The organism is Massilia sp. KIM, from assembly GCF_002007115.1.
Taxonomy (GTDB): domain Bacteria; phylum Pseudomonadota; class Gammaproteobacteria; order Burkholderiales; family Burkholderiaceae_D; genus Telluria.
This window is the reverse complement of sequence record NZ_MVAD01000001.1, coordinates 1,803,720-1,829,063: the sequence shown is the minus strand read 5'-3', so window position 1 is coordinate 1,829,063 and position 25,344 is coordinate 1,803,720. Positions and strand designations below refer to the sequence as shown.

The window sequence follows — 25,344 nt, the reverse complement described above, 5'->3', positions numbered from 1 at the left end:
TCAGGCTTTCTTCGTTTCGAGCAGCACGGAGGCGAGGGTGCGCTGGACCAGCGGCACCTTGAACGCGTTGTGCTCGGTGGTGCGGGCGCCGGCCAGCAGCAGGTCGGAGACGGCGGCGGCGCCGGCGGACATGCGCGCTTCGGCGGCTTCGACGCGCCAGGGCTTGTGGGCGACGCCGCCCAGGGCCACGCGGCCGCTACCGTCCGGCTGGATCACGGCGGCCACCGCCACCAGGGCGAAGGCGTAGGAGGAGCGGTCGCGCACCTTGCGGTAGACCTGCACGCCGCCCAGCGGCTTGGGCAGCTTGACCGAGGTGATCAGCTCGCCCGGCTCGAGCACGTGCTCGATGTGGGGCGTGGTCCCGGGCAGGCGGTGGAAGTCGGCGATCGGGATGACGCGGGTCTTGCCGTCGGCGCGCACGGTCTCGACCTCGGCGTCGAGCACCCGCATGGCCACCGCCATGTCGCTCGGGTGGGTGGCGATGCAGGCCTCGCTGGCGCCGACGATAGCGTGGTGGCGGCTGAAGCCCTGCAGGGCGCCGCAGCCGCTGCCGGGCTGGCGCTTGTTGCAGGGCATGTTGGTGTCGTAGAAGTAGTAGCAGCGGGTGCGCTGCAGCAGGTTGCCGGCGGTGGTCGCCTTGTTGCGCAGCTGGCCGGAAGCGCCCGCCAGCAGGGCGCGCGAGAGCACCGCATAGTCGCGCCGCACGCGGGCGTCGGCCGCCAGGTCGGTGTTGCGCACCAGGGCGCCCACGCGCAGGCCGCCGTCGGGCGTGGCTTCGATCTTGTCCAGGCCCAGGCCGTTGACGTCGATCAGGTGGGCCGGGGTCTCGATCTCGAGCTTCATCAGGTCGAGCAGGTTGGTGCCGCCGGCGATGAAGCGGGCGTTCGGGGTCTTGGCGGCCGCGGCGGCGGCTTCGCCGGCGCTGGCCGCGCGCTGGTAGGTGAAGGCCTTCATGCTTTCACCCCCGCGACTTCGCCGATCGCATCCAGGATGTTCGAATAGGCGCCGCAGCGGCAGATGTTGCCGCTCATGCGTTCGCGGATCTCCTCGGCCGACAGCAGGGGCCGGGCGTTGAGGTCGGCGCTGACGTGGCTGGGCAGGCCCTGGCGGATCTCGTCCAGCACCGCGACCGCCGAACAGATCTGCCCGGGGGTACAGTAGCCGCACTGGTAGCCGTCGTGCTTGACGAATGCGGCCTGCATCGGGTGCATGCGCTCGGCGCTGCCCAGGCCTTCGATGGTGGTGATCTCGGCGCCTTCGTGCATCACGGCCAGGCTCAGGCAGGAATTGATGCGCCGTCCGTCGACGATGACGGTGCAGGCGCCGCACTGGCCCTGGTCGCAGCCCTTCTTGGTGCCGGTCAGGCGCAGGTGCTCGCGTAGCGCGTCCAGCAGCGAGGTGCGGGTGTCGAGCTGGAGGGTGACCGGCTTGCCGTTGACCTTCATGCTGACGGCGGCGCTGACCGGTGTGCGTTCCGAGGGGAGGGCGGCCTGGGCGGCGGCGGCCGGCAGGGCCGCGCTGGAGGCCGATGCCGCGCCGGCCAGCAGCAGCTTGCGGCGGCTGAGTTTTACATAGTGTAAGTGGTGCATGCTCCCGAATCCTTGGCAAAGGTGGTGGAATCTCGCGACGGTCGGCAGGGAGGCGCCGCGAGGGCGAGAGGCTGGAAAACCTTATCAAAATGATTCTAAGTCAGCCGTGCCCGTGAGGTATGCACGGTTGGATACGGCAACTTTTCTATGGAATAAGGAAGAGCGGCCCGCCCTGGTGGAGGCGGCCGGCGGCGCCTTCGGGGCGCGGGTGCGCTAGGGCTGGAGGACGTAGCGGCCGGGCGCGGGCGGCGCGTCCGGCATGGGCGGCGGCGGGTCCACCTGCCCGCCGGCATGGCGCGCCAGCCAGGCTTCCCAGGCCGGCCACCAGCTGCCTTCGACCTGCTCGGTGTCCGCCTGCCAGCGCCCCGGATCGATATAGGGGTCGGCGTGGGCGTGCACGCTCATCTGGTAGCTGCGGTGTTCGGTGCCGGGCGGCGAGACCACGCCCGCATTGTGGCCGCCGGAGGTGAGGGCGAAGGTGACCTCGGTGTCGCTCAACGGAATGATCTTGTAGACCGAGCGCCAGGGCGCCACGTGGTCGGTCAGGGTGCCCACCGCGAAGATGGGGGCCGAGATGTCGGTCAGGGCCACCGGCCGGCCGCCGACCAGGTAGCGCGCGCTGGCCAGGCTGTTGCGCAGGAATAGCTTGTGCAGGTACTCGGAATGCATGCGGTAGGGCATGCGGGTGGCGTCGGCGTTCCAGGACATCAGGTCGTTCTCGCGGTCCGGCAGGTCGAGCAGGTAGTGGCGCAGGCGGCGCGACCAGATCAGGTCGTTCGAGCGCAGCAACTGGAAGGCGCCGGCCATCTGGCGGGTGTCGAGGTAGCCCTGCTGCCACATGCTGGCCTCGAGGAAGGCGACCTGGCTGTCGTCGATGAAGAGCGAGAGCTCGCCCGGTTCGGTGAAGTCGACCTGGGCCGCCAGCAGGGTCATGCTGGACAGGCGCCGGTCGTGGTCGCGCGCCATCGCCGCGGCGGCGATCGCGAGCAGGGTGCCGCCGAGGCAATAGCCGGCTGCATTGATGTGCTCGGCCCCGGTCTGCTCGCTCACGGCGTCGATGGCGGCCATCACGCCCAGGCGCCGGTAGTCCTCCATGGAAAGTTCCCGGTCGCCGGCCTGGGGATTCTTCCAGGACACCATGTAGACGGTATGCCCGTGCTCGACCAGGTAGCGCACCAGCGAATTGTGGGGCGAGAGGTCGAGGATGTAGTACTTCATGATCCAGGCCGGCACGATCAGGAGCGGGACCGCGTGCACGGTGGGCGTGACGGGGTCGTAGCGCAGCAGTTCGATCAGGCCGTTCGACATGACCACCTTGCCCGGCGTGACCGCGACTTCGCGCCCGGGCCGGTAGGTGGGAGGACGGCGCTGGCCGGACAGGGCCTCGCGCGTGTCGCGCGCTGCGCGCAGGAAGCCGTTGAGCAGGTTCATGCCGCCGCTCTCGAAGCAGGCGTGCAGGACCACGGGATTGGTGCTGACGAAATTCGAAGGCGCCACGCAGTCGAGCAACTGGCGGGCGACGAAGGTGACCACGTCGGCGTGGTGGGGCGACATCCCGCGCACCCCGGCGGTGGCCCGGTGCCACCACTGCTGGTTGAGCAGGAAGCCCTGGCTCAGCTGGTGCCAGGGCCATTGCTGCCAGGGCGGCTCGGAAAAGCGCTTGTCCTGGGCCAGCGGCCGCACCAGGTCGGGGTTCGAGCCGCTCGCATAGACCAGCCAGCGCTGGACGTTCGACAGCCCCTGGGTCAGCAGTTCGGCCTGCTTGTCGGGCGAGAGCATCAGGTGGCAAGCCCAGTCGAACCAGGCGGCGCCCAGCGCCGCCGGCGAGATATTGCCGGTGAGGCGACCGAGCCAGGCTGACAGCGCCAGGTCGGCCCAGGCGTGCCCGACCTCGGCCTCGGGGTAGCGCGGCCGCACGCCCTGCCAGGAACTGCCTTCCAGCTTGGGCGCGGCGGCCGTGTCGAGACGGGTGTCGGGCGCCATGTCAGTGCGCGGTCAGGAGCGGGACGGGACAGCGCGCCAGCAGGGCGCGGGTGACGCCGCCCAGCACCAGCTCGCGGTAGCGGCTGTGGCCGAAAGCCCCGGTGACCATGAGGCAGGCGTCGTGCTCGCGGGCCAGGCGCAGCAGGGCGTCGCCGGTGCTCTCGCGGGTGCGCTCCAGCACCACCTCGACCTTCAGGCCGTGGCGGGCCAGGTGCAGGGCCATGTCGGCGCCCGGTTCTTCGCCATGCAGGTCGGCCATGGTGTCGGGATTGACCAGCACCAGCTTGACCGAGGCGGCCTGGGCCAGCAGGGGCAGGGCGCCGGTCAGCGCGCGGATCGCCTGCACGCTGCCGTCCCAGCCGACCACGGCGTTGCGGGTGAAGGGCTGGTCGGGCCAGGCGGGCGGGATCACCAGCACCGGACGGGCGCCGTGCAGGGCGACGTATTCGGGCAGGCCGCGCACCCGGGCCGGCAGGCCGGGCACGGGCACCGATTCGGCGTCGCGGCTGACCACGACCAGGTCGGCGTAGCGGCTTTCGAGCAGCAGGGCGTAGCGCACGTCGTCCTCGATCATGCGGGTCTCGCGCGACTCCACCCCCAGGCGTTCGAGCGCGGCCTCGAACTGGCGCAGGCGCTCCTGCACGGTTTCGCGCACGCCGTTGAAATCGGATTCCGGCATCATCGGCGCTCCCATCGAGCCGGTCAGCAGCGCGTAGTCGATCCAGGAAATGCCGGTGGAGGCGCTGCCGACGAGGTGGGCTCCGAAGTCCGCCGCCAGGCGCGCGGCGGCGCGCAGCCGGGCCTCCTGCTCTTCGCTGCCGTCGACGTGCACCACGATGGTCTTGTACATGGTCGTTCCCTTTCGTGTCAGTGAGCGGACCGGCGGGGCCGGTCGAGGAAGCCGGCGGGGACCCGATCTTGCTTGGATCGCCCTTACTCTTAATTTATTCCTTTGTCTGATCTGTGTCAGGAGACCGTTTGATTTAGATCAAAGAGCATGCGGATATTTGCTGAGATGGAGGGGAAAAGTCGCGAGAATTTCCCATGCAATGTCCGACGAGACTTACATGCTGACGGGGCATGGATTACCAGATTCTGCCCTTGTGCAGTGCTTCCCCAGCCCCATGTTGGAAACGTACCGGCGCGAGTGGTCGGTTCTCTTTGTGTCTCCATCTCAGCATGGCTGAGGATTCAGCCGCTGTCGGCTTCGACTGGCAGCGGCCTTTTTTTGCCCGGCGTGCTTAAGGGGCAGAGGCGCTGTTTCAAGGAGATAAGGCGTCAAGCGGCGCAGATAGGGCGAGCGGGGCAAAAAACGCTGATGGCAGGCCTTAGGGAGCGCAAAGCTGCGGTAGTGTTGCCGGTAGTGACCGGTTCCCAAGTCAATTTGTATAGGAATACAAACTACTGGGATATAGCGAACAATGTAGACAGATGATGCTGAGACTTGTCAGCATTAGCATGAGGTGGTGCCCGGAGCCGGAATCGAACCGGCACGCCATTTCTGGCAGGGGATTTTAAGTCCCCGGTGTCTACCAGTTTCACCATCCGGGCGGCGGGCCGCATTCTAGCACAGGCAATCTTCGGTCGGGTCGTTTTGACAAGCTTTCGGTCTTCGCAAAGCGGGGATGTATGGACAAGCTCTGCCGAAACTTTGGAAGGGAAGCAAGGATGGTGTAGCATGCACGGCGGTGCCTGGGAGCACCACCGAAGCACGAGGACCCCATTTGAACATCACGATCAACGACGAACTGCGATCCTTCGTCGACCCCCTGACCGACATCGAATACGCCGCCCTGGAACGCAGCCTGCTGGCCGAGGGCTGCCGTGACGCCCTGGTGCTGTGGGGCGACGTCCTGATCGACGGCCATAACCGCTACGAGATCTGCCGCAAGCACGGCATCGAATTCCGCACCGTCCAGAACCAGAGCTTCAAGTCGCTGGAGGACGTCATGCTGTGGATGATCGACAACCACCTGGCGCGCCGCAGCGTGTCCGATTTCCAGCGCGGCGTTCTGGCGCTGCGCAAGAAGGAGATCGTGGCCGCCCGCAAGACCGACGCGCCGGCGGTGGAGGAGGGCGACAAGAACGCCCCGGCCGACGACGGCTCTCCGCCCTGGAACACGCGCGAAGAGGTCGCACGCGCGGCCCGCGTGTCGAGCAACACCATCAGCCAGATCGAACGCATCCAGAAGACCGCCACGCCCCAACTGCGCGAAGCGGTGCGCCAGGGCACGATCTCGATCAACGCCGCCGCCAACGTCGCCCAGCTGCCCGAATCCGTGCAGATCGCCGCGGTGGCGGGCGGGCGCAAGGAATTGCAGCAGGCCGCGCGCCAGGTGCGCGAGCAGAAGATGGCCAGCCGCCCGCGCAAGGAAGCGCCGCCGCCGGAGGAGGGTGTCGACGAAGTCACGGCCCTGCGGGCCCAGGTGGCCGCGCTCAAGGACCGGGTGGCGAGCTTGCTCACCGAAAACGAAGTGCTGAAGCAGCGCCTGGCCGCGAGCGGCGCCCAGGACGCCTGACCCCATCCCACCAGGAGACCCCCGCATGCTCAGACCCCGCTTCCTCGCGCCCGCCGTGCTCGGCTGCGCCTTCCTTGGCGCCGGACTACCGGCCCAGGCCGAGACCCCGCCGCGCGAGCCTGCGGTCCGCCCCGCCGCGAGCGGCGCCGAGGTGGCGCGCTGGAAGAAGGCGGCGCGCCAGGTCACCATCTTGCGCGACAAGTGGGGCATCCCCCACGTGTTCGGCAAGACCGACGCCGACGCCGTGTTCGGCATGATCTACGCCCAGGCCGAGGACGATTTCAACCGGGTCGAACTCAATTACATCAACGCCATGGGCCGCCTGGCCGAGGTCGAGGGCGAAAAGGAAATCTGGCGCGATCTGCGCATGAAGCTTTATATCCAGCCCGAAGCCCTGAAGGCGAAGTACGCCGCCAGCCCGGCCTGGCTGAAGAAGCTGATGAACAGCTTCGCCGACGGCCTGAACTGGTATCTGTATACCCATCCCGAGGTCAAGCCCAGGCTGATCACCCGTTTCGAACCCTGGATGGCCCTGTCCTTCAGCGAGGGCAGCATCGGCGGCGACATCGAGTCGATCGACCTCAAGCAGCTCGAAGCCTTCTACGGCAAGCGGCCCCAGCTCGCGGCGCTGGACGCCGGGGCCAAGGCCGGGTTCGACCCCGAGCCGCGCGGCTCGAACGGTTTCGCCATCGCGCCGGCGCTCACCAAGGGCGGCCATGCGCTCCTGATGATCAACCCCCACACCTCCTTCTACTTCCGGCCGGAAGTGCACATGGTGAGCGAGGAGGGTCTGAACGCCTATGGCGCCGTGACCTGGGGCCAGTTCTTCATCTACCAGGGATTCAACGACAAGCTGGGCTGGATGCATACCTCGGGCGGTGGCGACGTCATCGACGAATACCTGGAAACCGTGGTCGAACGGGGCGGCAGCTTCTTCACGAAATACGGCGCGGGCGAGCGCCCGGTGCGTGCCACGCCCATCACCTTGCCCTACAGGCTGCCCTCGGGCGCCATGGCCAGCCGCACCGTCACCGCCTACTTCAGCCACCACGGCCCGGTGGTGCGCGAGCAGGACGGCAAGTGGGTGGCGGTGAAGATGATGGACGAGCCGCTCAAGGCCCTGACCCAGTCCTATACGCGGACCAAGGCCAGGGACTACCAGTCCTTCTACAAGGCGATGGAGTTGCGCACCAATTCCTCGAACAACACGGTGTACGCGGATGCCCAGGGCAATATCGCCTACTTCCACGGCAACTTCATCCCGCGCCGCGATCCGCGCTTCGACTGGAGCCGCCCGGTCGACGGCAGCAACCCGGCCACCGCCTGGAAGGGTCTGCACGAGATCAAGGAAACCATCACCCTGTTCAATCCGGCCAGCGGCTATATCTCGAACACGAACAATTGGCCCTTCAGCAGTTCCGGCGCCAGCAGCCCACGGCGCGCGGACTATCCTGACTACATGTGGTCGCTGCCCGAGAACGCGCGCGGACGCCACGCCGAGCGCGTGCTCAAGGACGCCCGGGACTTCACCATCGACAGCCTGATCGCGGCCGCCTACGACAGCCACCTGACGGCCTTCGAGCCGCTGCTGCCGCAACTGCTGCGCGATTACGATGCGCTGCCGGCCGGCGACGCCCGCAAGGCGGCGCTGGCCGAGCCGGTCGCGGCCCTGCGCGCCTGGGACCTGCGCTATGCGGTCGATTCGGTGCCGACCTCGCTCGCCATCTACTGGGGCCAGGAAATGGTGGCCGAGCACGGCGCGCGCGCCCGCGCCCAAGCCACGTCGGCCGTCGATTTCATCACCGAGAAGCTGAACGCCGAAGAGCGCCTGGCCGCCTTCGGCCGCGCGCTCGACAAGCTGGGCCGGGACTTCGGGACCTGGCGCACGCCCTGGGGAGAGATCAACCGCTTCCAGCGCATCAGCGGCGAGGTCGACCAGCAGTACGACGACGCCAAGCCGAGCTACCCGGTGGCCTTCGCGTCGGCCAACTGGGGTTCGCTGGCCTCGTTCGGCATGGTGGCCAAGCAAAAGACCAAGCGCATCTATGGCGACCGCGGCAACAGCTTCGTGGCGGCCGTGGAATTCGGTCCGCGGGTGCGCGCCAAGAGCATCCTGGCCGGCGGCCAGAGCGGCGACCCGCGCTCGCCCCATTTTGCCGACCAGGCCGCGATGTACAGCCGCGGCGAGTTCAAGGATGTCCTGTTCTACAAGGAAGACATCGAGAAGCAGCTGGAGCGCCGCTACCACCCCGGGCTGTGAGGTGAAAAGCGCCCGGCCGCGCTGGCGGCCGGGCGCCCCCGGTTGCTATAATCGAATCTTTGTTTCCTTCGGGTCGTAGGGCAGGGCTGTGGCAAAACTCTATTTCAGGTATTCGGCGATGAACGCCGGCAAATCGACGGCGCTGCTGCAAGTGGCGCACAACTATGAAGAGCAGGGCCAGCAGGTCAAGCTCTACACCGCCGCCATCGACGACCGCTACGGCGTCGGCCTGATCACGTCGCGCCTGGGGCCCCAGCGCGAAGTCGACGTCTACGACGCCAACACCAATTTCCTCGACAGCGCGCCGCGCGTGGCCTGCGTGCTGGTCGACGAAGCCCAGTTCCTCAGCACCGCCCAGGTCCAGCAGCTGCACCAGCTAGCCCAGGTGCGTGGCGTGCCTGTGATCTGCTACGGCCTGCGCAGCGATTTCCGCGGCGATCCCTTCCCCGGCTCGGCCTACCTGCTGGCCCTGGCCGACGACATCGAGGAAATCAAGAACATCTGCACCTGCGGCAAGAAGGCGACCATGAACGTGCGCGTCGACGCCGAGGGCCGCCGCATCCGCGAAGGCGAGCAGGTCAGCATCGGCGGCAACGAGAGCTACCGCCAGGCCTGCGGCCGCTGCTTCTACGCGAGCTGAGCGGTGAGCGCGCCGTTCGCGTGCGCCGCCTGGCTGCCCGCGGCGGCCTGCGCCCAGGGCGACCTGCTGCTCTACCTGCTGCCCTCGGCGGCGCTCGCCTTCCTGCTCTGGATCGGTTCCGGCGCCCATCCCTTCTTCTTCCTGTTCACCGCCGCTGGCACCTTGTGCCACGAGCTGGCCCATTTCTCGGTCGGGCTGCTGACCAATGCCGAACCGGTGGGCATGAGCGTGATCCCGCGCCGGATCGCGAAACCGGGCAAGGGCCACAACTGGGAGCTCGGTTCGGTGACCTTCGCCAACCTGCGCTGGTACAACGCGGCGCCGGCCGCCCTCGCGCCCCTGCTGGTGCTGTGCGTCCCCTTCGCGGTGGCCTGGTGGCGCACCCGCGGCGGCTGGGTGTTCGAGCCCCTCGACCTGGCCCTGATGTTCTTCCTCGCGCCGCAATTCCTGTCGTTCTGGCCATCCCCGGTCGACTGGCGCCTGGCGGCGCGCTCCTGGCCCTATGCGCCACTGCTGGTGCTGGTGCTCGCTTTCTATTTTTACCACGAGCGCCTGCTTGCTGTTGTCAAAGCCTGAATACTTGGCTTATGCCAGCCTTAAGCTGGAGCTTTCCCGGCGCACAAAGCCGCTCTGCTTGCCTGCACCTTCCTGTAGAATGGGCCGAAAGCGTGGTGGGACCGGCCTGCGCCGGCCTTGCCACACCTGGCGCCCGGCGCCTGCAACAGTATCCCTTCGGAGAAACGAAGAATGAAGAAGCATGTGTTCATCGCCGCCATGGCTTTCGCGATGTCCGCTCATGTGGTGACGGCCCAGCCCGAAAAGGCCGCCGCGCCCGCCGCACTCGCCACCGCCGCCCCCAGCGCCGCCGCAGCCGGCTCCCAGATGAAACCGATCGCCGCCCAGACCCAGGCCGCGCTGTGGGCTTCGCGGGTGCTGGCGCGCTACCACTACAAGGCGGTGCCCCTGGACGATACGATGTCGGTCAAGATCTTCGATAACTACTTCGAGGCCCTGGACAGCGAGAAGTTGTACTTCGTGCAAGCGGACATCGACCAGTTCGCGCCCATGCGCACCAAGATGGACGACGCGATCAACAGCGAGAACCTGACGGTGCCGTTCGCGATCTACAACGTGTACCAGCAGCGCTTTGCCGAGCGCATGGCCTACGCCAAGGACTTGCTCAAGACCAAGTTCGATTTCAGCAGCGACGAAACCCTGCAACTGGACCGCGAGAAGGCGCCCTGGGCCAAGTCCGAGGACGAGATCCGCGACCTGTGGCGCAAGCGCGTCAAGAACGACTGGCTGCGCCTGAAGCTGGCCGGCAAGGAAGACAAGGCGATCCGCGAAACGCTGGAGAAGCGCTACGACAACTACGTCACCCGCATCAAGAAGCTGAACAACGAAGACGTGTTCCAGATGTTCATGAACGCGTACGCCACCGCGATCGAGCCGCACACCAACTACCTGGGCCCGCGCTCGGCCGACAATTTCGACATCTCGATGCGCCTGTCCCTGGAAGGCATCGGTGCGGTGCTGCAGTCGCGCGACGACTACACCATCATCCGCGAGATCGTGCCGGGCAGCCCGGCCGAGAAATCGGGCAAGCTCAAGGTCGGCGACCGCATCGTCGGCGTGGCGCAAGGCAACGCGCCCTTCACCGACGTGTTGGGCTGGCGCCTGGACGACGTGGTGGCGCTGGTGCGCGGCGAGAAGGGCAGCACCGTGCGCCTGGACGTGATCCCCGGCGACGGCGGACCGGACGCCAAGCACGTGACCGTGACCATGGTGCGCAAGAAGATCAGCATGGAAGAGCAGGCCGCCAAGAAGTCGATCATCAAGGTCAAGGACAACGGCGTCGAGCGCCGCATCGGCGTGATCTCGCTGCCGACCTTCTATCTCGACTTCGAGGCGCGCCGCAAGGGCGACAAGGATTACCGCAGCGCCACCCGCGACGTGGCCCGCATCCTGGGCGAGCTCAAGAAGGACAAGGTGGACAACGTCCTGATCGACCTGCGCAACAACGGCGGCGGCTCCCTGATCGAGGCGATCGAGCTGACCGGCCTGTTCATCGACAAGGGACCGGTGGTCATGCAGCGCACCGCCGAGGGCCGCGTCGAAGTCGAAGCAGACACCGTTCCCGGCCTGGCCTGGGACGGCCCGATGGGCGTCCTGATCAACCGCGGTTCGGCCTCGGCCTCCGAGATCTTCGCGGCCGCGATCCAGGATTATGGCCGCGGCCTGGTGATCGGCGAGCCGAGCTTCGGCAAGGGCACGGTCCAGACCCTGATCGACCTCGACCGCTTCTCGCAGAGCGACAAGGTGCGCTACGGCGAGCTGAAGATGACCATCGCCCAGTTCTTCCGCATCAATGGCGGCACCACCCAGCTGCGCGGCGTGACGCCGGACATCAAGCTGCCTGTGCTGTCGGACGTCGACAACTTCGGCGAGTCGTCCTACGACAATGCGCTGCCCTGGGTGGCGATCAAGCCGGCGACCTACCTGCCGGCCGGCGACCTGAAGGAGCTGATCGCTCCACTGCAGAAGCGTCACGAGGCCCGCATCGCCAAGGACAAGGACTTCCAGTTTCTGCAGGAAGACATCGCCGAGGTGCTGCGCCTGCGCAAGGAGAACGCGATCTCGCTGAACGAAACCGTGCGCCGCAAGGAACGCGACGCCCAGGACGCCCGCGCCAAGCTGCGCGAAGCGCGCCTGGCCGCCGGGACCGGCGCCCCGACCGACGAGCCGGCGCGTGCGCCGGGCGGCAAGGAGGCGCGCGCCAAGGTGCCGGATGCGACCAAGCCGGCCAAGTCGGTGGTGGCTCTGCGCGGCGCACCGCGCCAGGACGATGGCCTGCAGGCGGACGAGCGCAATCTCCAGGCCGAGCTCGAGGCCGAGAAGGCCGCCAAGGACGCCAAGGACGTGCTGCTCCAGGAAGCGGCCAACATCCTGGCCGACGAGGTGGGCATGCTCAAGACCGACACCCGCCTGGCGACCCGCGCCATGCCCTATATGGCAACGCCTCCGCGCAATTGAGCGGATGGGGCGACAGCCCCGCAGTGCGCCCGACAACGGCTGCGTTCCCAGGAACGCAGCCGTTTTTTTTGGGCAAAAGATGTTACCAGTCCCGCAAGGTTCATTTGCTGCCGAAGGTGCGTCACTTAACAGACTGTCGAGCATGCATACGCTAGGAAAGTCGAAATCCTCTCGGCTTGTGCGTTTGTCCAGAATTAATCTCCTCCCACCCCGCGCGTGTTGCGTGAATGGCAGTGCCGAATCGCGGCCTAAGAATAGATCAATCATTCTTTCTTGATTTGAACTTGAGTCAGATCAAACTACAACTCAGCAATACAACAGTGCGCACGATTTGATTTCGCAGAAGAATTCATTTTCTCAGAGCTATGCTAGGATAACTCTACCGTTGTAATAATAATAATTGACTACCAACAAAGGAGTTATCGCAATGACAATCCGCCGCCTCGTTATTGCCGCGCTGCTCGCCGGCGCAGGTGTTGCCCACGCTGAGGTCGTTTCGACCGCGCAGACTCAGCCGGGTTTTCTGTCGGGATGGACGACAGGCAATGGAACTGACGTGCTCGGCTCGGGCGTCCTCTCGGGCAACCTCAACCTGATCGGCGGGATTTCCCACACCGCAGGCGGGACCAGCGCCAGCCTGAGCGACGTTCTGTATGGCAAGGCAAGCGCCAGCCTGAGCCAATCCAATGGCCAAACCACGCTCTTCTTCGAGCGCGGCATCGAAGGCACCTACCTGCTGGGTTCGGGCCACGGCCTGCTGGCGGCCCGCCTCGGCAACGGCGTCTCGGTGGTCGGCTCCTCGGAAGGCGTGATCATCACCGACGGCAACGCGGGCGTCGCGCCGGGCGCACCTGGCGCACCTGTCGGCGTCCCCGGCGCGCCGGGCGGCGCACCCGGCGGCAAGCCGCCGGCCGGCGGCGGCACCACCCCGGGCAGCGGCACGACGCCGGGCGGCGCCACTCCCGGCCCCGGCGGCGACCAGGGTGGCGTCACCCTGCCGGTCGGCGACGACGGCGCCGTGAACCCGGGCGAGCAGCCGGCTGGCAACCTGCCTGGCCTGCCGGTCCAAGTGCCGGGCGAGCTGGAGGACGATCCGGCCGCCGTGCCGGAGCCGTCCTCGGTGGCCCTGCTGCTGGCCGGCCTATTGGGCGCCGGTGGCCTGAGCCGCCGCCGCAAGCAGTAATTCCCGGGCCCGAAAGCCCAGCGCCGGCCACCTCCATGGTGGCCGGTTTGTCATGTACAATCCTTGTGAACGATCGTGCTTTTCCAGGCGACGATAACAAGGAGACGACATGGACCTGCACTACTCGGACGAGGACCTGGCCTTTCGCGACCAGGTCCGCGCCTTCCTCGATTCCCATCTTCCCCCCGATCTGCAAGACAAGGTGCGCAAGCACCTGCGCCTGAGTAAGGACGACTACGTTCGCTGGCACAAGATCCTCGCGGCCAAAGGCTGGGTGGCGCCGGCCTGGCCGGTCGAATACGGCGGCCCCGGCTGGACGCCGGTGCAGCGCCATCTGTTCGAGGAAGAGTGCGCGCTGGCGGGCGCGCCGCCCATCATGCCCTTCGGCGTCAACATGGTGGCCCCGGTCATCATGGCCTTCGGCTCCCAGGCCCAGAAGGAGTACTACCTGCCGCGCATCCTGTCCTGCGAGGACTGGTGGTGCCAGGGCTATTCCGAGCCGGGCGCCGGCTCCGACCTGGCCTCCCTCAAGACCACCGCCGTGCGCGAGGGCGAGCACTACGTGGTCAACGGCCAGAAGACCTGGACCACCCTGGCCCAGCATGCCGACATGATCTTCTGCCTGGTGCGCACCGATCCGGGCGTGCGCAAGCAGGAGGGCATCTCCTTCCTCCTGATCGACATGCATGCGCCGGGCGTCACGGTGCGCCCGATCATCATGCTGGACGAGGACCACGAAGTGAACGAGGTCTTCTTCGACAACGTGCGCGTGCCGGTGGCCAACCTGGTCGGCCAGGAGAACAAGGGCTGGACCTATGCCAAGTACCTGCTCGGCCACGAACGCACCGGCATCGCCGCGGTCGGCCGCTCGCGCCGCGAGCTGGCCTTCGTCAAGCGCCTGGCCATGCGCGAACAGAGGAACGGCCGCCCGCTGCTCGAGGATCCGCTGTTCGGCGCGCGTGTGGCGGCGGTCGAGATCGAGCTGATGGCGCTCGAGATGACGGTGCTGCGCGTGCTGTCCCGCCCGGATCATGCGCCCGGGCCCGAGGCCTCGGTGCTGAAGGTGAAGGGCACCGAGGTGCAGCAGGCCCTGACCGAGCTGATGCTCGATGCCGCCGGTCCGATGGCCTTTCCCTTCGACCCTGCGTATCTGGAGGGCGAGCGTGAGCACAGCATCGCCGGCGACGACGACGCCGCGCCGCTCGCGCCTTACTACTTCAACTACCGCAAGACCTCGATCTACGGCGGATCGAACGAAATCCAGCGCAACATCATCACCCAGATGATCCTGGGACTGTGAGGGACGACCGATGAACTTCGAATTCAAGGAAGAGCAGCAGCAGTTCGCCGACGCCCTGCGGCGCTGGATAGGGCGCGACTACGGTGCCGAGCAGCGCCGCGCCATCGTCGCCTCGCCCGCCGGCACCTCGGACGCGGCCTGGGCCACCCTGGCCGAACTGGGCATGACGGCGCTGCCCGTGCCCGAGGAGCATGGCGGCTTCAGCGGCAGCGCCCAGGACATGTTCGTCGTGATGCGCGAGCTCGGACGCGGCCTGGTGGTCGAGCCCTATTTCGCCACCGTGCTGGGCGCGGAGTTCCTGCGTCTGGGCGGCGGCCATGGCGCGCTGCTGGCGCAGGTCGCGGCCGGGGAGCTGAAGCTGGCCTGCGCCCTGGGCGAGCGCCAGTCGCGCCACGACCCCTTCGACATCGCCACCCGCGCCCGGCGCGACGCCGACGGTTACCTCCTGGACGGCGAAAAGAAGGTGGTGCTGCATGGCGCGGCCGCCGGCCTGCTGGTGGTCTCGGCCAGGAGCGGCGGCGGTCAGCGCGAGGCCGCGGGCGTGAGCCTGTTCGCGGTGCCCGCCGACACCCCGGGCCTGAGCGTCACCGGCTACCGGATGCTGGACGGCCAGCGCGCGGCCGACGTGCGCCTGGACGGCGTGCGGCTGCCGGCGGCCAGCCTGATCGGCCCGGAGGGCGAGGGCGGCGCCATCCTCGACGCCGCCCACGACTACGGCGCGGCCCTGCTGTGCGCCGAAGCCCTGGGGGCGATGGAGGCGCTGTTCGAGGCCACCCTGGACTACCTCAAGACGCGCCAGCAGTTCGGCGCGCCGATCGGCAAGTTCCAGGCGCTGCAGCACCGCATGGCGGACATGTATATCCACCTGGAGCAGGCGCGCTCGATGGCCATGCTGGCGGCGGTACGCGTGGCCAGCGGGGATGCGCAAGCGCGCCGCAGCGCGGTCTCGGCGGCCAAGTACCGAGTCGGCCAGGCGGCGCGCTTCGTCGGCCAGCAGGCCATCCAGCTGCACGGCGGCATGGGTGTGACCGACGAGCTGGTGGCCTCGCACTATTTCAAGCGCCTGTCGATGATCGAGCTGACCCTGGGCGACAGCGAGCACCACCTGGCGCGCTTCGCGGCGCAGCCGGCGTTCCGGGCGGAGGCGGCATGAGCGGGGAGCGCTATTTCGAGGACTTCTTTCCGGGCCAGGAGATCGAGCTGGGCGAACGCATCGTGAGCGAGGAAGAGATCCTCGCCTTCGCGCGCGACTTCGATCCCCAGCCCTTCCACGTCGACCCGGAGGCCGCCGGCGCCTCGATCTACGGCAGCGTGATCGCCAGCGGCTGGCACACCTGCGCCATGATGATGCGCATGGTGGTGGACGGCCTGATGGCCGGCGCATCCAGCATGGGTTCGCCCGGCCTGGACGGGGTGCGCTGGCTGCGTCCTCTGCGTCCCGGCGACACGCTGCGGGTGCGCTACCGCACACGCCAGGTCAAGGCCTCCAGCTCCAAGCCCGATCGCGGCGTGGTGTGGTCGACCTGGATCGCCACCAACCAGCACGGCGAGGAAGTCTGCACCGTGGACGGCATGGCCATGTTCGGCCGCCGTCCGCCGGGGGACAAGCCATGAGCCGGGTCCTGGAGTTCGCCGCGCTGCCGGCGCTGGTGGGCCAGGAGCTCGCCCTCTCGGCCTGGTTCGCGGTCGGCCAGACCCGCATCGACGCCTTCGCCGACGCCACCGAGGACCGCCAGTGGATCCACACCGACCCCGAGCGCTGCGTGCGCGAATCGCCCTTCGGCGGCACGGTGGCGCACGGCTTCCTGACCCTGTCGCTGCTGCCGGCCATGCTCGAGAGCGCGCTGCGCATCGAGGGCATGCGCATGGGCCTGAACTACGGCCTGAACAAGGTGCGCTTCCCGAGTCCGCTGCCGGCCGGCAGCCGGGTGCGGGGACGCTGGACCCTGGGCGCGGTGGAGCCGGTGGCAGGCGGCCTGCAGCTGACCTGGGAGGTGGCGGTCGAGCGCGAAGGCGCGGACAAGCCGGTGTGCGCGGCCGAGTTCCTGGTGCGCTGCTACCCCTGAGGCGCTTCGCCGCGGTAGCAGTTGCGGCCGGCGTCCTTGGCCTGGTAGAGGCGGGCGTCGGCGCTGACCACCAGGGCGTCCGGCGCCTGGCCTTCGCGCGGCACCTGGCTGGCGATGCCCATGCTCATGGTCAGGCGCGGCGCGGTCGGCGAGGCCGCATGCGGCAGGTCGAGCTGGGCCAGCTCGTCCTGCAGGCGGCGCGCGACCCCTTCGGCGCCGTGGGCGTCGAGCTGGGGCAGCAGGATCGCGAATTCCTCACCGCCGTAGCGCGCCACCAGGTCGTGGGTGCGGCCGGCGCCGCGCCGCAGCGCGGCCGCCACCTGCACCAGGCAGGCGTCGCCGGCCGGGTGGCCGTAGTGGTCGTTGTACATCTTGAAGTGGTCGATGTCGGCCAGCACCAGCGACACCGGCAGCCCGGCGCGCGCGCAGCGCCGCCATTCGGTGACCAGGCGTTCGTCGAAGGCGCGGCGGTTGGCCACCCCGGTCAGCGGGTCGGTCAGGCTCAGGGCGCGCAGGGCGTCGGCCTGGCGCTTGACGGTCAGCTGGGTGCGCACCCGGGCCCGCACCACGGCCGCGTTGATCGGCTTGGTGATGAAGTCGGCGGCGCCGGCTTCCAGGGCGCGGGTTTCGTCCTCGGGACTCTTGAGGGCGGTGACGAACATCACCGGGATGTCGCGCGTCTCGCTGGATGCGCGCAGGGCCGCGCACACGGCGTAGCCGTCCATCCCCGGCATCACGGCGTCGAGCAGGATCAGGTCGGGATGCTGGCTGCGCGCCAGCTCGATGGCGCGCCGGCCATCGAGGGCGAACAGCACTTCCTGCTCGTCCTGCAGCGCGCCGTACAGGATCTGGATGTTCTCCATGGCGTCGTCGACCACCAGGATGCGCCCGTTCAGGGCCATGTCGGTCCAGCTCATGGTGCCGCCCTCCCGTGCATGAGGTCGCGCGCGAGCGCCGCGGCCCGCTCGAAACGCAGCGCGCCGATGGCGTCCGCCAGCGCGGCAGCGGGGTCGACGCCGGCGCTGGCCGCCAGCGCCGGGCGCAAGGCCTCGAATTCGGCGATGGCTTTCATGTTGTTATTCTCCAGCAAATGCAGCAGGCGCGCCAGTGCCTCGTGCAGCGGCGCGCCGTCCGCGCCGGCGCCGCTGTCGTGGCCATCAGCAGGTCGCGCGCCGGGGCTGGCCGGCGGGCAGCCAGGGCAGGGATCGTCCAGTTCGCGCGCCCCGCTCGCGGCCAGCTCGAAGGCCGCCGCCAGCTCGGCCAGGCGAAGCACCACGGTGGGCTGGTCGGCGTCGCGCAGGGCCTGTTCCAGCGCCAGCGCCTGGCGCGCGACTTCCTCGGCGCCGAGGTTGGCGGCCACCCCGCGCAGGCGGTGCGCCAGTTGCTGCGCGCCGACGCGCTCTCCCGCGTGCGCCAGGGCGCGCAGTTCGCCCAGGGTGGCCTCGCGGCTGGCGGCGAAGCGCGCGTAGACCGCCGCATAGCGCTCGAAGCTGCCGCCGAAGCGCGGCAGGGTGGCCTGCAGGTCGATGCCGGGCAGGCGCGCCGGCACCGGCAGCGGGGCCGCCGGCGCGGCCGCCGGCGGCGCCGCGGCCGCGCCGGAGCTACCGGCGGCCGCGCCGGTCGGCGCGCCGTCGGCGCGGGCCAGGCGCGCGAGGGTCTCGACCAGCTCGTCGACGTCGATCGGCTTGCCCAGGTGTCCCTGCATGCCGGCCGCGAGCGAGCGCTCGCGGTCTTCGGGCATGGCGTTGGCCGTCATCGCCACGATCGGCACCGCGATGCCGGCGGCGCGGATCGCGGCGGTCGCCTCGAAGCCGTTCATGACCGGCATCTGCAAGTCCATCAGGACCACGTCGTAGGCGGCGCGCTCGGCCAGCATGGCCAGGGCCGCGCGGCCGTTGGCGGCGATGTCCACGCTGGCGCCGGCATGGCTCAGGATGAAGCTGGCCACTTCCTGGTTGATCGGATTGTCTTCCACCAGCAGCACGCGCATGCCCTGCAGGCGCGCCGCCAGCGGCAGGGCGGGGGCGGGGGCCGCTTCGTCGGCCTGGGCGCCGTCCAGCAGGCGGGCGCAGGCCGCGTGCAGCGCCCCCTGGGTGAAGGGTTTGCCGAGCACCGCCTCGACCTGGAGTTCCTGCGCCAGCTCGGCCAGGCGCGGGGCGTCCGGGTCGGGCGCGAGCAGGCATACCCGGGGCAGCGGCCCCAGCCTGCCGGCGCGCGCCCGCGCCAGCACCCCCATGCCGTCGAGGTCGGGCATGGCGCTGTCGAGGAAGGCCAGGGCGTAGCGGCGGCCGGCGCGCAGGCGCGCGAGCGCGGCCTCGCCGGAGTCCAGCGCGTCGACTTCCCAGCCGCCGGCCGCGAGCAGGGCGGCGAGGGCCTCGCGGGTGCTGGCGTTGTCGTCGGCGACCAGCGCCGCCGGCCTGGCGGCGTCCAGCGCCGGGGGCGCGGGCGGCGCCGCGCGCGCCTCTTCGACGACCGGGAACGCGAGCGCGAAATGGAAGTCGGCCCCGGCCCCGGCCGCGCTGCTCAAGCCCAGGCGCCCGCCGGCCAGTTCCACCAGCCGGCGCGCGATCGACAGCCCGAGGCCGGCCCCGCCGTACTTGCGGCTGGTCGAGCTGTCGCCCTGCGAGAAGGCCTCGAACATGCGGGCCTGCTGCTCCTCGGGGATGCCGATGCCGGTGTCGCGCACCGAGAACCCGAGTTCGACCTCGCCGGGGCGGCGCGCCAGCACCCGGATGCTCAGGACGATCTCTCCGCGCTCGGTGAACTTGACCGCGTTGCCGACCAGGTTGAGCAGCACCTGCTCGAGGCGCATCGGGTCGCCCAGCAGCGCCGCCGGCACGTCGGGCGCAACCGCGAACACCGGCTCCACGCCCTTGGCCCAGGCGCTCGAGGCGGTCAGCACCGCGATGTTGCCGAGCACGCGGTCGAGGGTGAAGGGGGTGCGCTCCAGCACCAGCTGGCCGGCCTCGATGCGCGAGAAGTTGAGCAGGTCGCTCAGCATGCCGAGCAGGGAGCGCGCCGCGGTCTGGATGCGCGCCAGGTAGCCGCGCTCGCGCTTGCCGAGCTGGCTTTCCTCGAGCAGGCGCGCCAGGCCGACGATGGCGTTCATCGGCGTGCGCAGCTCATGGCTCATGTTGGCCAGGAATTCGCCCTTGGCGCGGTTGCCGGCTTCGGCCTGGTGCAGGGCTTCCTCGAGCTGCGACTGGGTGCGCTTCAGGTCGGTCACGTCGGCATGCAGCATGTAGAAGCCGCGCACCTTGCCGGCCTCGTCGACGTCGGGAATGTAGGTGCTGAGGGCGTGGATCACCGGCTTGCCGGGCCGCGCCAGGCGGCGCTCGAAGACCTGGGGCTCGCCGCGCAGGACGCCGTCCAGGTGGGGGCGCACTTCGCGCATGTCCTGCGGGTCGAGCAGCTCGGCCGCGCTGCGCCCGAGCGTGGTGTCCTCGTCGCGTCCGAGCCAGTCGAGGTAGGCGCGGTTGGCGAAGCGGCAGCGCTCGTCCGCGTCCCAGTAGCCGACCAGGGCCGGCAGGTTGTCGGTGATGGTGCGCAGGAAGCGCTCGCGCTGGGCCAGGCGCTCGCCGGCCGCGCGCAGGGCGGCGTCGGCGGCCACCCGTTCGCTGATGTCACGGATCGTCCCCTGCATCATGCCGACCCCGCCGATGTCGACCCGGTTGAGCAGCACGTCGGCGTGGAACACGCTGCCGTCGACGCGCTGGTGCAGCCACTCGAACTGGCAGCGGCCCTCGGCCAGGGTGCGGCGCATGTAATCCATGGTCGCCTCGTTGCTCGGACGGCCGTCGAGCTGGAAGGGCGGCGAGGTGCTGATCGGGGACTGCTCCAGCAGCGCGGCCACGTCCGGATAGCCGAACAGCTCGGCCGCGGCGTGGTTGGCGCTGACGTAGCCGGCGCCGAAGGCCAGCAGCACGTGGGCGTCGCCCGAGGCCTCGAACAGGGCGCGGAACATCTCTTCGTTGTCGCGGTTGCGCTGTTCCTCGCGCTTGCGTTCGGTGATGTCGAGCACCACGGCGCTCACCCCCATCAGCTGGCGCTCGCGCCCCCACACCGGGTAGTAGCTCGAGATCCAGTGGCGGGTTTCGCCCGGCGCGCCCGGCACCTCGCCGCTGTGCTCGACCTCGAGCAGGGGGCGGCCGGTGTCGCGGGCGACGCGGTAGTTGCGCTCGAATTCGGCGCCGACCTCGCCCATCAGCTCGGGCAGGGTATGGCCGACGTGGGCCTGGGGCGGCAGGGCGTTCATGCCGGCCAGGTAGTCGTTGATCATCACCACCCGCAGCTGGTCGTCCATGAAGCACAGGCCGACCGGGGCCGAGGCGTAGACGATTTCGAGCTGGGCCTTGGAGCGTTCGAGTTCGGCCGTGCGCTCCGCCACCAGGCTCTCCAGGCGGGTGCGGTAGGCCTGCAGCTCGGCGTCGACCCGCTGCAGGCTGCGCGCCACGGTCTCGACCTCGCGGATCTCGGGCGGCGGCAGCACCAGCGGCTCGCCCCGGCCCAGGTTCTTGGCCGGCCCGGCCAGTCCCTGGACCGCGCGCGCGATCCCCCCGCCCAGGGCGCGCGCCAGCCCCAGGCTGATCGCCAGCAAGACCGCGATGGCGACCATGGTGGTGGCCAGCGAACGCCCGAGCAGCTCGCGCGCGGCGTCGGGCGGATAGCGGATCGCCACCACCCAGCCATGCTTGGGCGAGCGCGCATAGGCCACGAAGCCGGCGCCGTCGCCGCCCGGGTCGTAGCGCGCCACGCCCGAGCCGGCCTGGGCCAGCGCGGTGGCCAGCATCTGGTCCATGCGCGCGCCCAGGTGGGCATCGGGTTCGGCGCTGCGCGACACCATCAGCCGGCCGCGGTCGTAGATCTCGGCGATCCAGCCGTCCGGCAGGCGCTGGTTCTCGAGCAGCTCGGCCAGGCGGCGCGGTCGAAGCTGAACCGACAGCACGTAGCGCACCTTGCCCTCGATCCAGACCGGCACATCGACCGTGAGCGCATAGGGCTGGTCGGGGTCGGCCCGGTGCAGGCCGGAGGCGAGGGCGTCGCCGCTGGCGAACACGGCACGGATGCCCTCGCGGTTGCCGGGGCGCGGCAGCGGCGCGCCCCAGGGATAGCGGGTGTGCAGCAGCAGTTCGCCGTCGGGGCCGCTGAGGGAAAAGGACTGGGCCGGGAATTCGGGCCGCAGCAGGCGCCGCGCCGCCGCATGGAAAGCCTCCAGCTCGCCGCGCGCCAGCATGGCGCTGTTGGCCAGCACCCGGGCGGCCGTCTCGCCGCTGTCCAGGTCGCGGTCGACCGCTGCCGCCAGCACTTCGGCCACGGTGTGGGCGTCTTCCGAGACGTGCAGCCGCTCGCGCACCGAGGCGTCGCGCGCCAGCGCCAGGTAGCCGATCAGGATCGGCAGCGCGCAGGCCAGCACCAGGGTGTAGAGCTTGGACCGGATGGTCGGCAGCGTTGGGCGGCGGCGCGTCGAGAAGATCGGTGGCAAGGGCAAGGGGACTCCCCCGGGCAAAGCGGCGCCTGGCGCCGCGATATCCCATGGTAGCCGAGCCCGGCCCTCATGCATAGAGCATGGGTGGCCGGGCGCCGGGGTCAGCCTAGTTTGCCGAGCTCCAGCTTGGCGATGGCGTTGCGGTGCACTTCGTCCGGGCCGTCGGCCAGGCGCAGGGTGCGGTTGGCCGCCCACTGGTAGGCCAACGGGAATTCCTCCGACACCCCGGCCGCGCCGTGGGCCTGGATCGCCCAGTCCAGCACGTCCTGGGCCACGGTCGGGGCCAGCACCTTGATCATGGCGATCTCGGACTGGGCCACCTTGTTGCCGACGGTGTCCATCATGTAGGCGGTCTTGAGGGTCAGGAGGCGCGCGGTCTCGATCCGGATGCGGCTCTCGGCGATCCGCTCGCGCCACACGCCTTGCTCGGACAGCTTGCGCCCGAAGGCGACCCGGCTGTCCAGGCGGCGGCACATCAGCTCCAGCGCGCGCTCGGCCACGCCGATGGCGCGCATGCAGTGGTGGATGCGGCCCGGGCCCAGGCGGCCCTGGGCGATCTCGAAGCCGCGCCCTTCCCCCAGCAGCAGGTTGGCGGCGGGGACGCGCACGTTCTCGAACAGGATCTCGCAATGCCCGTGCGGCGCGTCGTCGTAGCCGAACACCGGCAGCGGGCGCAGGACCGTGATGCCGGGCGTGTCGGCCGGGACCACGATCATCGACTGCTGGCGGTGGCGCTCGCCATCCGGATCGGTCTTGCCCATCACGATGTACACGCGGCAGCGCGGGTCGCCCGCGCCCGAGATCCACCACTTGCGGCCGTTGATCACGTAGTCGTCGCCGTCGCGCGCGATGCGGGTGGCGATGTTGGTCGCGTCCGAGGAGGCGACCTCGGGTTCGGTCATGGCGAAGGCCGAGCGGATCTCGCCGCGCAGCAGGGGCTCGAGCCAGGCGTGCTTGAGTTCCTCGCTGGCGTAGCGCTCCAGGGTTTCCATGTTGCCGGTGTCCGGGGCCGAACAGTTGAACACCTCGGGCGCCCAGGGCACGCGGCCCATGATCTCGCACAGCGGGGCGTAGTCGAGGTTGGACAGTCCCTCGGGAGCGCGGGTCGAGCGCGGCAGGAACAGGTTCCACAGGCCGGCCTCGCGCGCCAGCGGCTTGAGGCGCTCGATCAGGGCCAGCGGCTGCCAGCGGTTGCCGGCCGCGCCGTTGCGCGCGACCTCCTCGTTGAAGGCGGCTTCGTTCGGGTAGATGTGCTCGTCCATGAAGGCGAGCAGGCGGCTGCGCAGTGCCTGGCAGCGGTCGGAATAGGCGAAATCCATGGGGTCTCCGGGTTCGGGGTCAGGCCTTGCTGCGCGAGGCGAAGCGCCAGGCCATCTCTGCCATCGGGCGCGCGGCCTTGCCGTTCTCCAGCGCGGCGGCGCTGGCGGCGGTGCCGTCCACGTAGCGTTTCATGATGCCCTGCATGATGCCGGCCAGGCGGAACATGTTGTAGGCCAGGTAAAAATCGAAATCCTCCTCGCGGATGGTCTTGCCGGTGCGCTCGCAATAGCGCGCCACGTAGTCCTGCAGGGAAGGGATGCCGAGCGCCGGCAGGTCCAGTCCGGCGATGCCGCGGAACTGGCCGGGCGGGATGTGCCAGCTCATGCAGTGGTAGGAGAAGTCGGCCAGCGGGTGGCCGAGGGTCGAGAGCTCCCAGTCCAGCACCGCCAGGATGCGCGGTTCGGTCGGGTGGAAGATCATGTTGTCGAGGCGGTAGTCACCGTGCACGATGGCGGTGTCGTCGCCCGGCGGGATATGGGCCGGCAGCCATTCGATCAGGCGTTCCATGGCCTCGATCGGCTCGGTGACCGAAGCCTGGTACTGTTTGGTCCAGCGCTCGATCTGGCGCGCGAAGTAGTTGCCTGGCTTGCCATAGTCGCCCAGGCCGATGGCGGCGTAGTCGAGGCTGTGCAGGCGCGCGATCACGCGGTTCTGCTCGTCGTAGATGGCGGCCCGCTGCGCCGGGCTCATGCCGGGCAGGGACTGGTCCCATAGCACCCGCCCCTCGACGTGCTCCATCAGGTAGAAGGCGCGGCCGATGATGGCCTCGTCCATGCACAGCGCCAGTTGGCGCGGCACGGGAAAGCCTGCCCCGTGCAGGGCCGTCATCACGCGGTGCTCGCGGTCGATCGCATGGGCCGAGGGCAGCAGCTTGGCCGCCGGGCCGGGCTTGGTGCGCAGGACGTATTTCGCGCGGCCGGTGTTCAGGAGGAAGGTGGGGTTCGATTGCCCGCCCTTGAACTGCTGGACATCGAGCGGGCCGCCGTCATAGCCCTCGACCTGCTCGCGCATCCAGGCCGCCAGGGCGGCGGCGTCGAACTGCTGGCGGCTGGAGACCGGCTTGGTCCCCATCATGTCTTCGTACATCGTGTCTCCGTATCGTTATGTGGACAAGACGCCGTAAATGGCACGGGCGTACTATTTTTAGGCCAAGTCTTGGCGGCCTTTGCGGTATTGCTCGAACAACTGTTCCATCGTGGTGCTGCGCGCCCCCGGCTGCAAGGGCCCGGGCGGGACGTAATTGACGAAGCGGACCACCCAGTCGGCCGGCGCGTCGCCGACGTCGAGGGCGTTGATGCAGCCCGCCGCCTGCGACAGGCCGCCGAGGAAGAGGCGGCGCCCGGTCAGGGCCAGCGACAGGATGGCGCAATTGACGCCTCCGTGCAGGACCAGCAGGGCGGTGTCCCAGTCGCGCTGCGCGCGCAGGCGTGCGATGGCCGGATGGACCCGGTCCATCATCTCGCCCACCGATTCGCCGCCCAGGAAGCGCTGATCTTCCTCGACCAGGCCCTCGAAGGCCCCGGTGAAGGCGCGCCGCAGTTCGGCCGTCGGGATGCTGGACAGGCGGCCGCCGCGGATCTCGTGCAGTTCGGGCCAGGTTTCGGGGGCGATGTCCTGGCCGGTCACGGCCAGCACCCGGGCCGCGGTTTCCACCGTGCGCGGCAGGCCGGAGACGATCACCTTGTCGAAATGGATACCCGCGTCGAAAAAGGCCCGGCCGGCGCTGTCGGCCTGGGCCCGGCCGGCGTCGTTGAGGGGCACGGTCTCGGGCAGGAAGGGTTTGCCGCTGTCGTCGAAATAGGTGACGCTGCCGTGCCGCATCAGGTAGATGCGGCGCCGCTCGCCAGGCGTGTGTTCGTGGGTCGAAACCTGCATTCGCTCTCCTCAAGGGGGCCTGGGCGGGCCCAATGTTGGTCATCTTACACCGAGCCGGGCGGCGCGCGAGGTTAAACCGCGACAGTTTGAT

At 69.2% G+C, this 25,344-nt stretch carries 19 protein-coding genes and 1 tRNA gene; 10 read left to right on the top strand and 10 right to left on the bottom strand.

Annotation, left to right across the window (positions count from 1 at the left end; translation table 11 throughout):
* The 5 genes from B0920_RS07845 to B0920_RS07825 form a co-directional block, all read right to left on the bottom strand.
* Complete coding sequence (locus tag B0920_RS07845) at positions 1–954, bottom strand: xanthine dehydrogenase family protein subunit M (RefSeq protein ID WP_078031972.1); 954 nt, start codon at positions 952–954, stop codon at positions 1–3.
* On the bottom strand, positions 951–1,589 hold the full coding sequence (paoA, locus tag B0920_RS07840; RefSeq protein WP_078031971.1) for an aldehyde dehydrogenase iron-sulfur subunit PaoA: 639 nt from the start codon (positions 1,587–1,589) through the stop codon (positions 951–953). Before paoA ends, B0920_RS07845 begins: the two co-directional genes overlap by 4 nt.
* Positions 1,590–1,802: 213 nt before the next feature.
* The gene (locus tag B0920_RS07835) at positions 1,803–3,572 is read right to left on the bottom strand and encodes an alpha/beta hydrolase (RefSeq protein ID WP_078031970.1); all 1,770 of its coding nucleotides are present in this window, start codon (positions 3,570–3,572) and stop codon (positions 1,803–1,805) included.
* Between the two features lies 1 nt (position 3,573).
* On the bottom strand, positions 3,574–4,422 hold the full coding sequence (locus tag B0920_RS07830) for a universal stress protein (protein WP_078031969.1): 849 nt from the start codon (positions 4,420–4,422) through the stop codon (positions 3,574–3,576).
* A gap of 614 nt (positions 4,423–5,036) precedes the next feature.
* A tRNA-Leu gene (locus B0920_RS07825) sits at positions 5,037–5,123 on the bottom strand.
* A 173-nt stretch (positions 5,124–5,296) separates the two neighbouring features.
* Between B0920_RS07825 and B0920_RS07820 the strand changes: the two genes are divergently transcribed.
* The 10 genes from B0920_RS07820 (at position 5,297) to B0920_RS07775 (ending at position 16,573) form a co-directional block, all read left to right on the top strand.
* Positions 5,297–6,091 carry a hypothetical protein gene (locus B0920_RS07820; RefSeq protein WP_078031968.1) on the top strand — a complete coding sequence of 265 codons (795 nt, stop codon included), beginning with the start codon at positions 5,297–5,299 and terminating at the stop codon, positions 6,089–6,091.
* 25 nt (positions 6,092–6,116) lie between these two features.
* On the top strand, positions 6,117–8,351 hold the full coding sequence (locus B0920_RS07815) for a penicillin acylase family protein (protein ID WP_143745675.1): 2,235 nt from the start codon (positions 6,117–6,119) through the stop codon (positions 8,349–8,351).
* An 88-nt stretch (positions 8,352–8,439) separates the two neighbouring features.
* Entirely contained in the window at positions 8,440–8,991 is a 552-nt protein-coding gene (locus tag B0920_RS07810; protein WP_078031967.1) for a thymidine kinase, read from the top strand.
* Positions 8,992–8,994: 3 nt separating this feature from the next.
* Positions 8,995–9,567 carry a hypothetical protein gene (locus B0920_RS07805; RefSeq protein ID WP_078031966.1) on the top strand — a complete coding sequence of 191 codons (573 nt, stop codon included), beginning with the start codon at positions 8,995–8,997 and terminating at the stop codon, positions 9,565–9,567.
* A gap of 171 nt (positions 9,568–9,738) precedes the next feature.
* Entirely contained in the window at positions 9,739–12,024 is a 2,286-nt protein-coding gene (locus B0920_RS07800; RefSeq protein WP_078031965.1) for a carboxy terminal-processing peptidase, read from the top strand.
* Positions 12,025–12,580: 556 nt separating this feature from the next.
* On the top strand, positions 12,581–13,207 hold the full coding sequence (locus tag B0920_RS07795) for a PEP-CTERM sorting domain-containing protein (RefSeq protein ID WP_078031964.1): 627 nt from the start codon (positions 12,581–12,583) through the stop codon (positions 13,205–13,207).
* Positions 13,208–13,316: 109 nt separating this feature from the next.
* Positions 13,317–14,507: an acyl-CoA dehydrogenase family protein gene (locus B0920_RS07790; protein WP_078031963.1), complete on the top strand. Its 1,191-nt coding sequence runs from the start codon at positions 13,317–13,319 to the stop codon at positions 14,505–14,507.
* Positions 14,508–14,517: 10 nt separating this feature from the next.
* Positions 14,518–15,660 carry an acyl-CoA dehydrogenase family protein gene (locus B0920_RS07785; protein ID WP_078031962.1) on the top strand — a complete coding sequence of 381 codons (1,143 nt, stop codon included), beginning with the start codon at positions 14,518–14,520 and terminating at the stop codon, positions 15,658–15,660.
* Positions 15,657–16,121: a MaoC family dehydratase gene (locus B0920_RS07780; protein ID WP_078031961.1), complete on the top strand. Its 465-nt coding sequence runs from the start codon at positions 15,657–15,659 to the stop codon at positions 16,119–16,121. The genes B0920_RS07785 and B0920_RS07780 overlap by 4 nt, the downstream gene beginning before the upstream one ends.
* Positions 16,118–16,573: a MaoC family dehydratase gene (locus B0920_RS07775; RefSeq protein WP_078031960.1), complete on the top strand. Its 456-nt coding sequence runs from the start codon at positions 16,118–16,120 to the stop codon at positions 16,571–16,573. The genes B0920_RS07780 and B0920_RS07775 overlap by 4 nt, the downstream gene beginning before the upstream one ends.
* On the opposite strand, the gene B0920_RS07770 is transcribed toward B0920_RS07775, so the two are convergent.
* The 5 genes from B0920_RS07770 to B0920_RS07750 all read right to left on the bottom strand — a co-directional run bounded on the left by B0920_RS07770 (position 16,564) and on the right by B0920_RS07750 (position 25,253).
* Positions 16,564–17,490 (bottom strand): diguanylate cyclase domain-containing protein, encoded by a 927-nt coding sequence (locus B0920_RS07770; RefSeq protein WP_078031959.1) that lies wholly within the window; start codon positions 17,488–17,490, stop codon positions 16,564–16,566. The two genes, B0920_RS07775 and B0920_RS07770, sit on opposite strands and share 10 nt — an antisense overlap.
* Positions 17,487–22,061, bottom strand: coding sequence for a response regulator (locus B0920_RS07765; RefSeq protein WP_229455265.1), 4,575 nt, complete (start codon positions 22,059–22,061; stop codon positions 17,487–17,489). The genes B0920_RS07770 and B0920_RS07765 overlap by 4 nt, the downstream gene beginning before the upstream one ends.
* Before the next feature lie 98 nt (positions 22,062–22,159).
* Complete coding sequence (locus B0920_RS07760; protein ID WP_078031957.1) at positions 22,160–23,377, bottom strand: acyl-CoA dehydrogenase family protein; 1,218 nt, start codon at positions 23,375–23,377, stop codon at positions 22,160–22,162.
* A 19-nt stretch (positions 23,378–23,396) separates the two neighbouring features.
* Positions 23,397–24,464 (bottom strand): phosphotransferase family protein, encoded by a 1,068-nt coding sequence (locus B0920_RS07755; protein ID WP_078031956.1) that lies wholly within the window; start codon positions 24,462–24,464, stop codon positions 23,397–23,399.
* Positions 24,465–24,521: 57 nt separating this feature from the next.
* Positions 24,522–25,253, bottom strand: a complete 732-nt coding sequence (locus B0920_RS07750) for a histidine phosphatase family protein (protein ID WP_229455263.1) — start codon at positions 25,251–25,253, stop codon at positions 24,522–24,524.
* Between the last annotated feature and the right edge of the window lie 91 nt (positions 25,254–25,344).

Bases quoted from the DNA above. Each gene is read 5' to 3' on its own strand.
- B0920_RS07845 (WP_078031972.1), bottom strand. From the start codon at position 954: ATGAAGGCCTTCACCTACCAGCGCGCGGCCAGCGCCGGCGAAGCCGCC.
- paoA (WP_078031971.1), bottom strand. From the start codon at position 1,589: ATGCACCACTTACACTATGTAAAACTCAGCCGCCGCAAGCTGCTGCTG.
- B0920_RS07835 (WP_078031970.1), bottom strand. From the start codon at position 3,572: ATGGCGCCCGACACCCGTCTCGACACGGCCGCCGCGCCCAAGCTGGAA.
- B0920_RS07830 (WP_078031969.1), bottom strand. From the start codon at position 4,422: ATGTACAAGACCATCGTGGTGCACGTCGACGGCAGCGAAGAGCAGGAG.
- B0920_RS07815 (WP_143745675.1), top strand. From the start codon at position 6,117: ATGCTCAGACCCCGCTTCCTCGCGCCCGCCGTGCTCGGCTGCGCCTTC.
- B0920_RS07800 (WP_078031965.1), top strand. From the start codon at position 9,739: ATGAAGAAGCATGTGTTCATCGCCGCCATGGCTTTCGCGATGTCCGCT.
- B0920_RS07790 (WP_078031963.1), top strand. From the start codon at position 13,317: ATGGACCTGCACTACTCGGACGAGGACCTGGCCTTTCGCGACCAGGTC.
- B0920_RS07785 (WP_078031962.1), top strand. From the start codon at position 14,518: ATGAACTTCGAATTCAAGGAAGAGCAGCAGCAGTTCGCCGACGCCCTG.
- B0920_RS07780 (WP_078031961.1), top strand. From the start codon at position 15,657: ATGAGCGGGGAGCGCTATTTCGAGGACTTCTTTCCGGGCCAGGAGATC.
- B0920_RS07775 (WP_078031960.1), top strand. From the start codon at position 16,118: ATGAGCCGGGTCCTGGAGTTCGCCGCGCTGCCGGCGCTGGTGGGCCAG.
- B0920_RS07770 (WP_078031959.1), bottom strand. From the start codon at position 17,490: ATGAGCTGGACCGACATGGCCCTGAACGGGCGCATCCTGGTGGTCGAC.
- B0920_RS07760 (WP_078031957.1), bottom strand. From the start codon at position 23,377: ATGGATTTCGCCTATTCCGACCGCTGCCAGGCACTGCGCAGCCGCCTG.
- B0920_RS07755 (WP_078031956.1), bottom strand. From the start codon at position 24,464: ATGTACGAAGACATGATGGGGACCAAGCCGGTCTCCAGCCGCCAGCAG.
- B0920_RS07750 (WP_229455263.1), bottom strand. From the start codon at position 25,253: ATGCAGGTTTCGACCCACGAACACACGCCTGGCGAGCGGCGCCGCATC.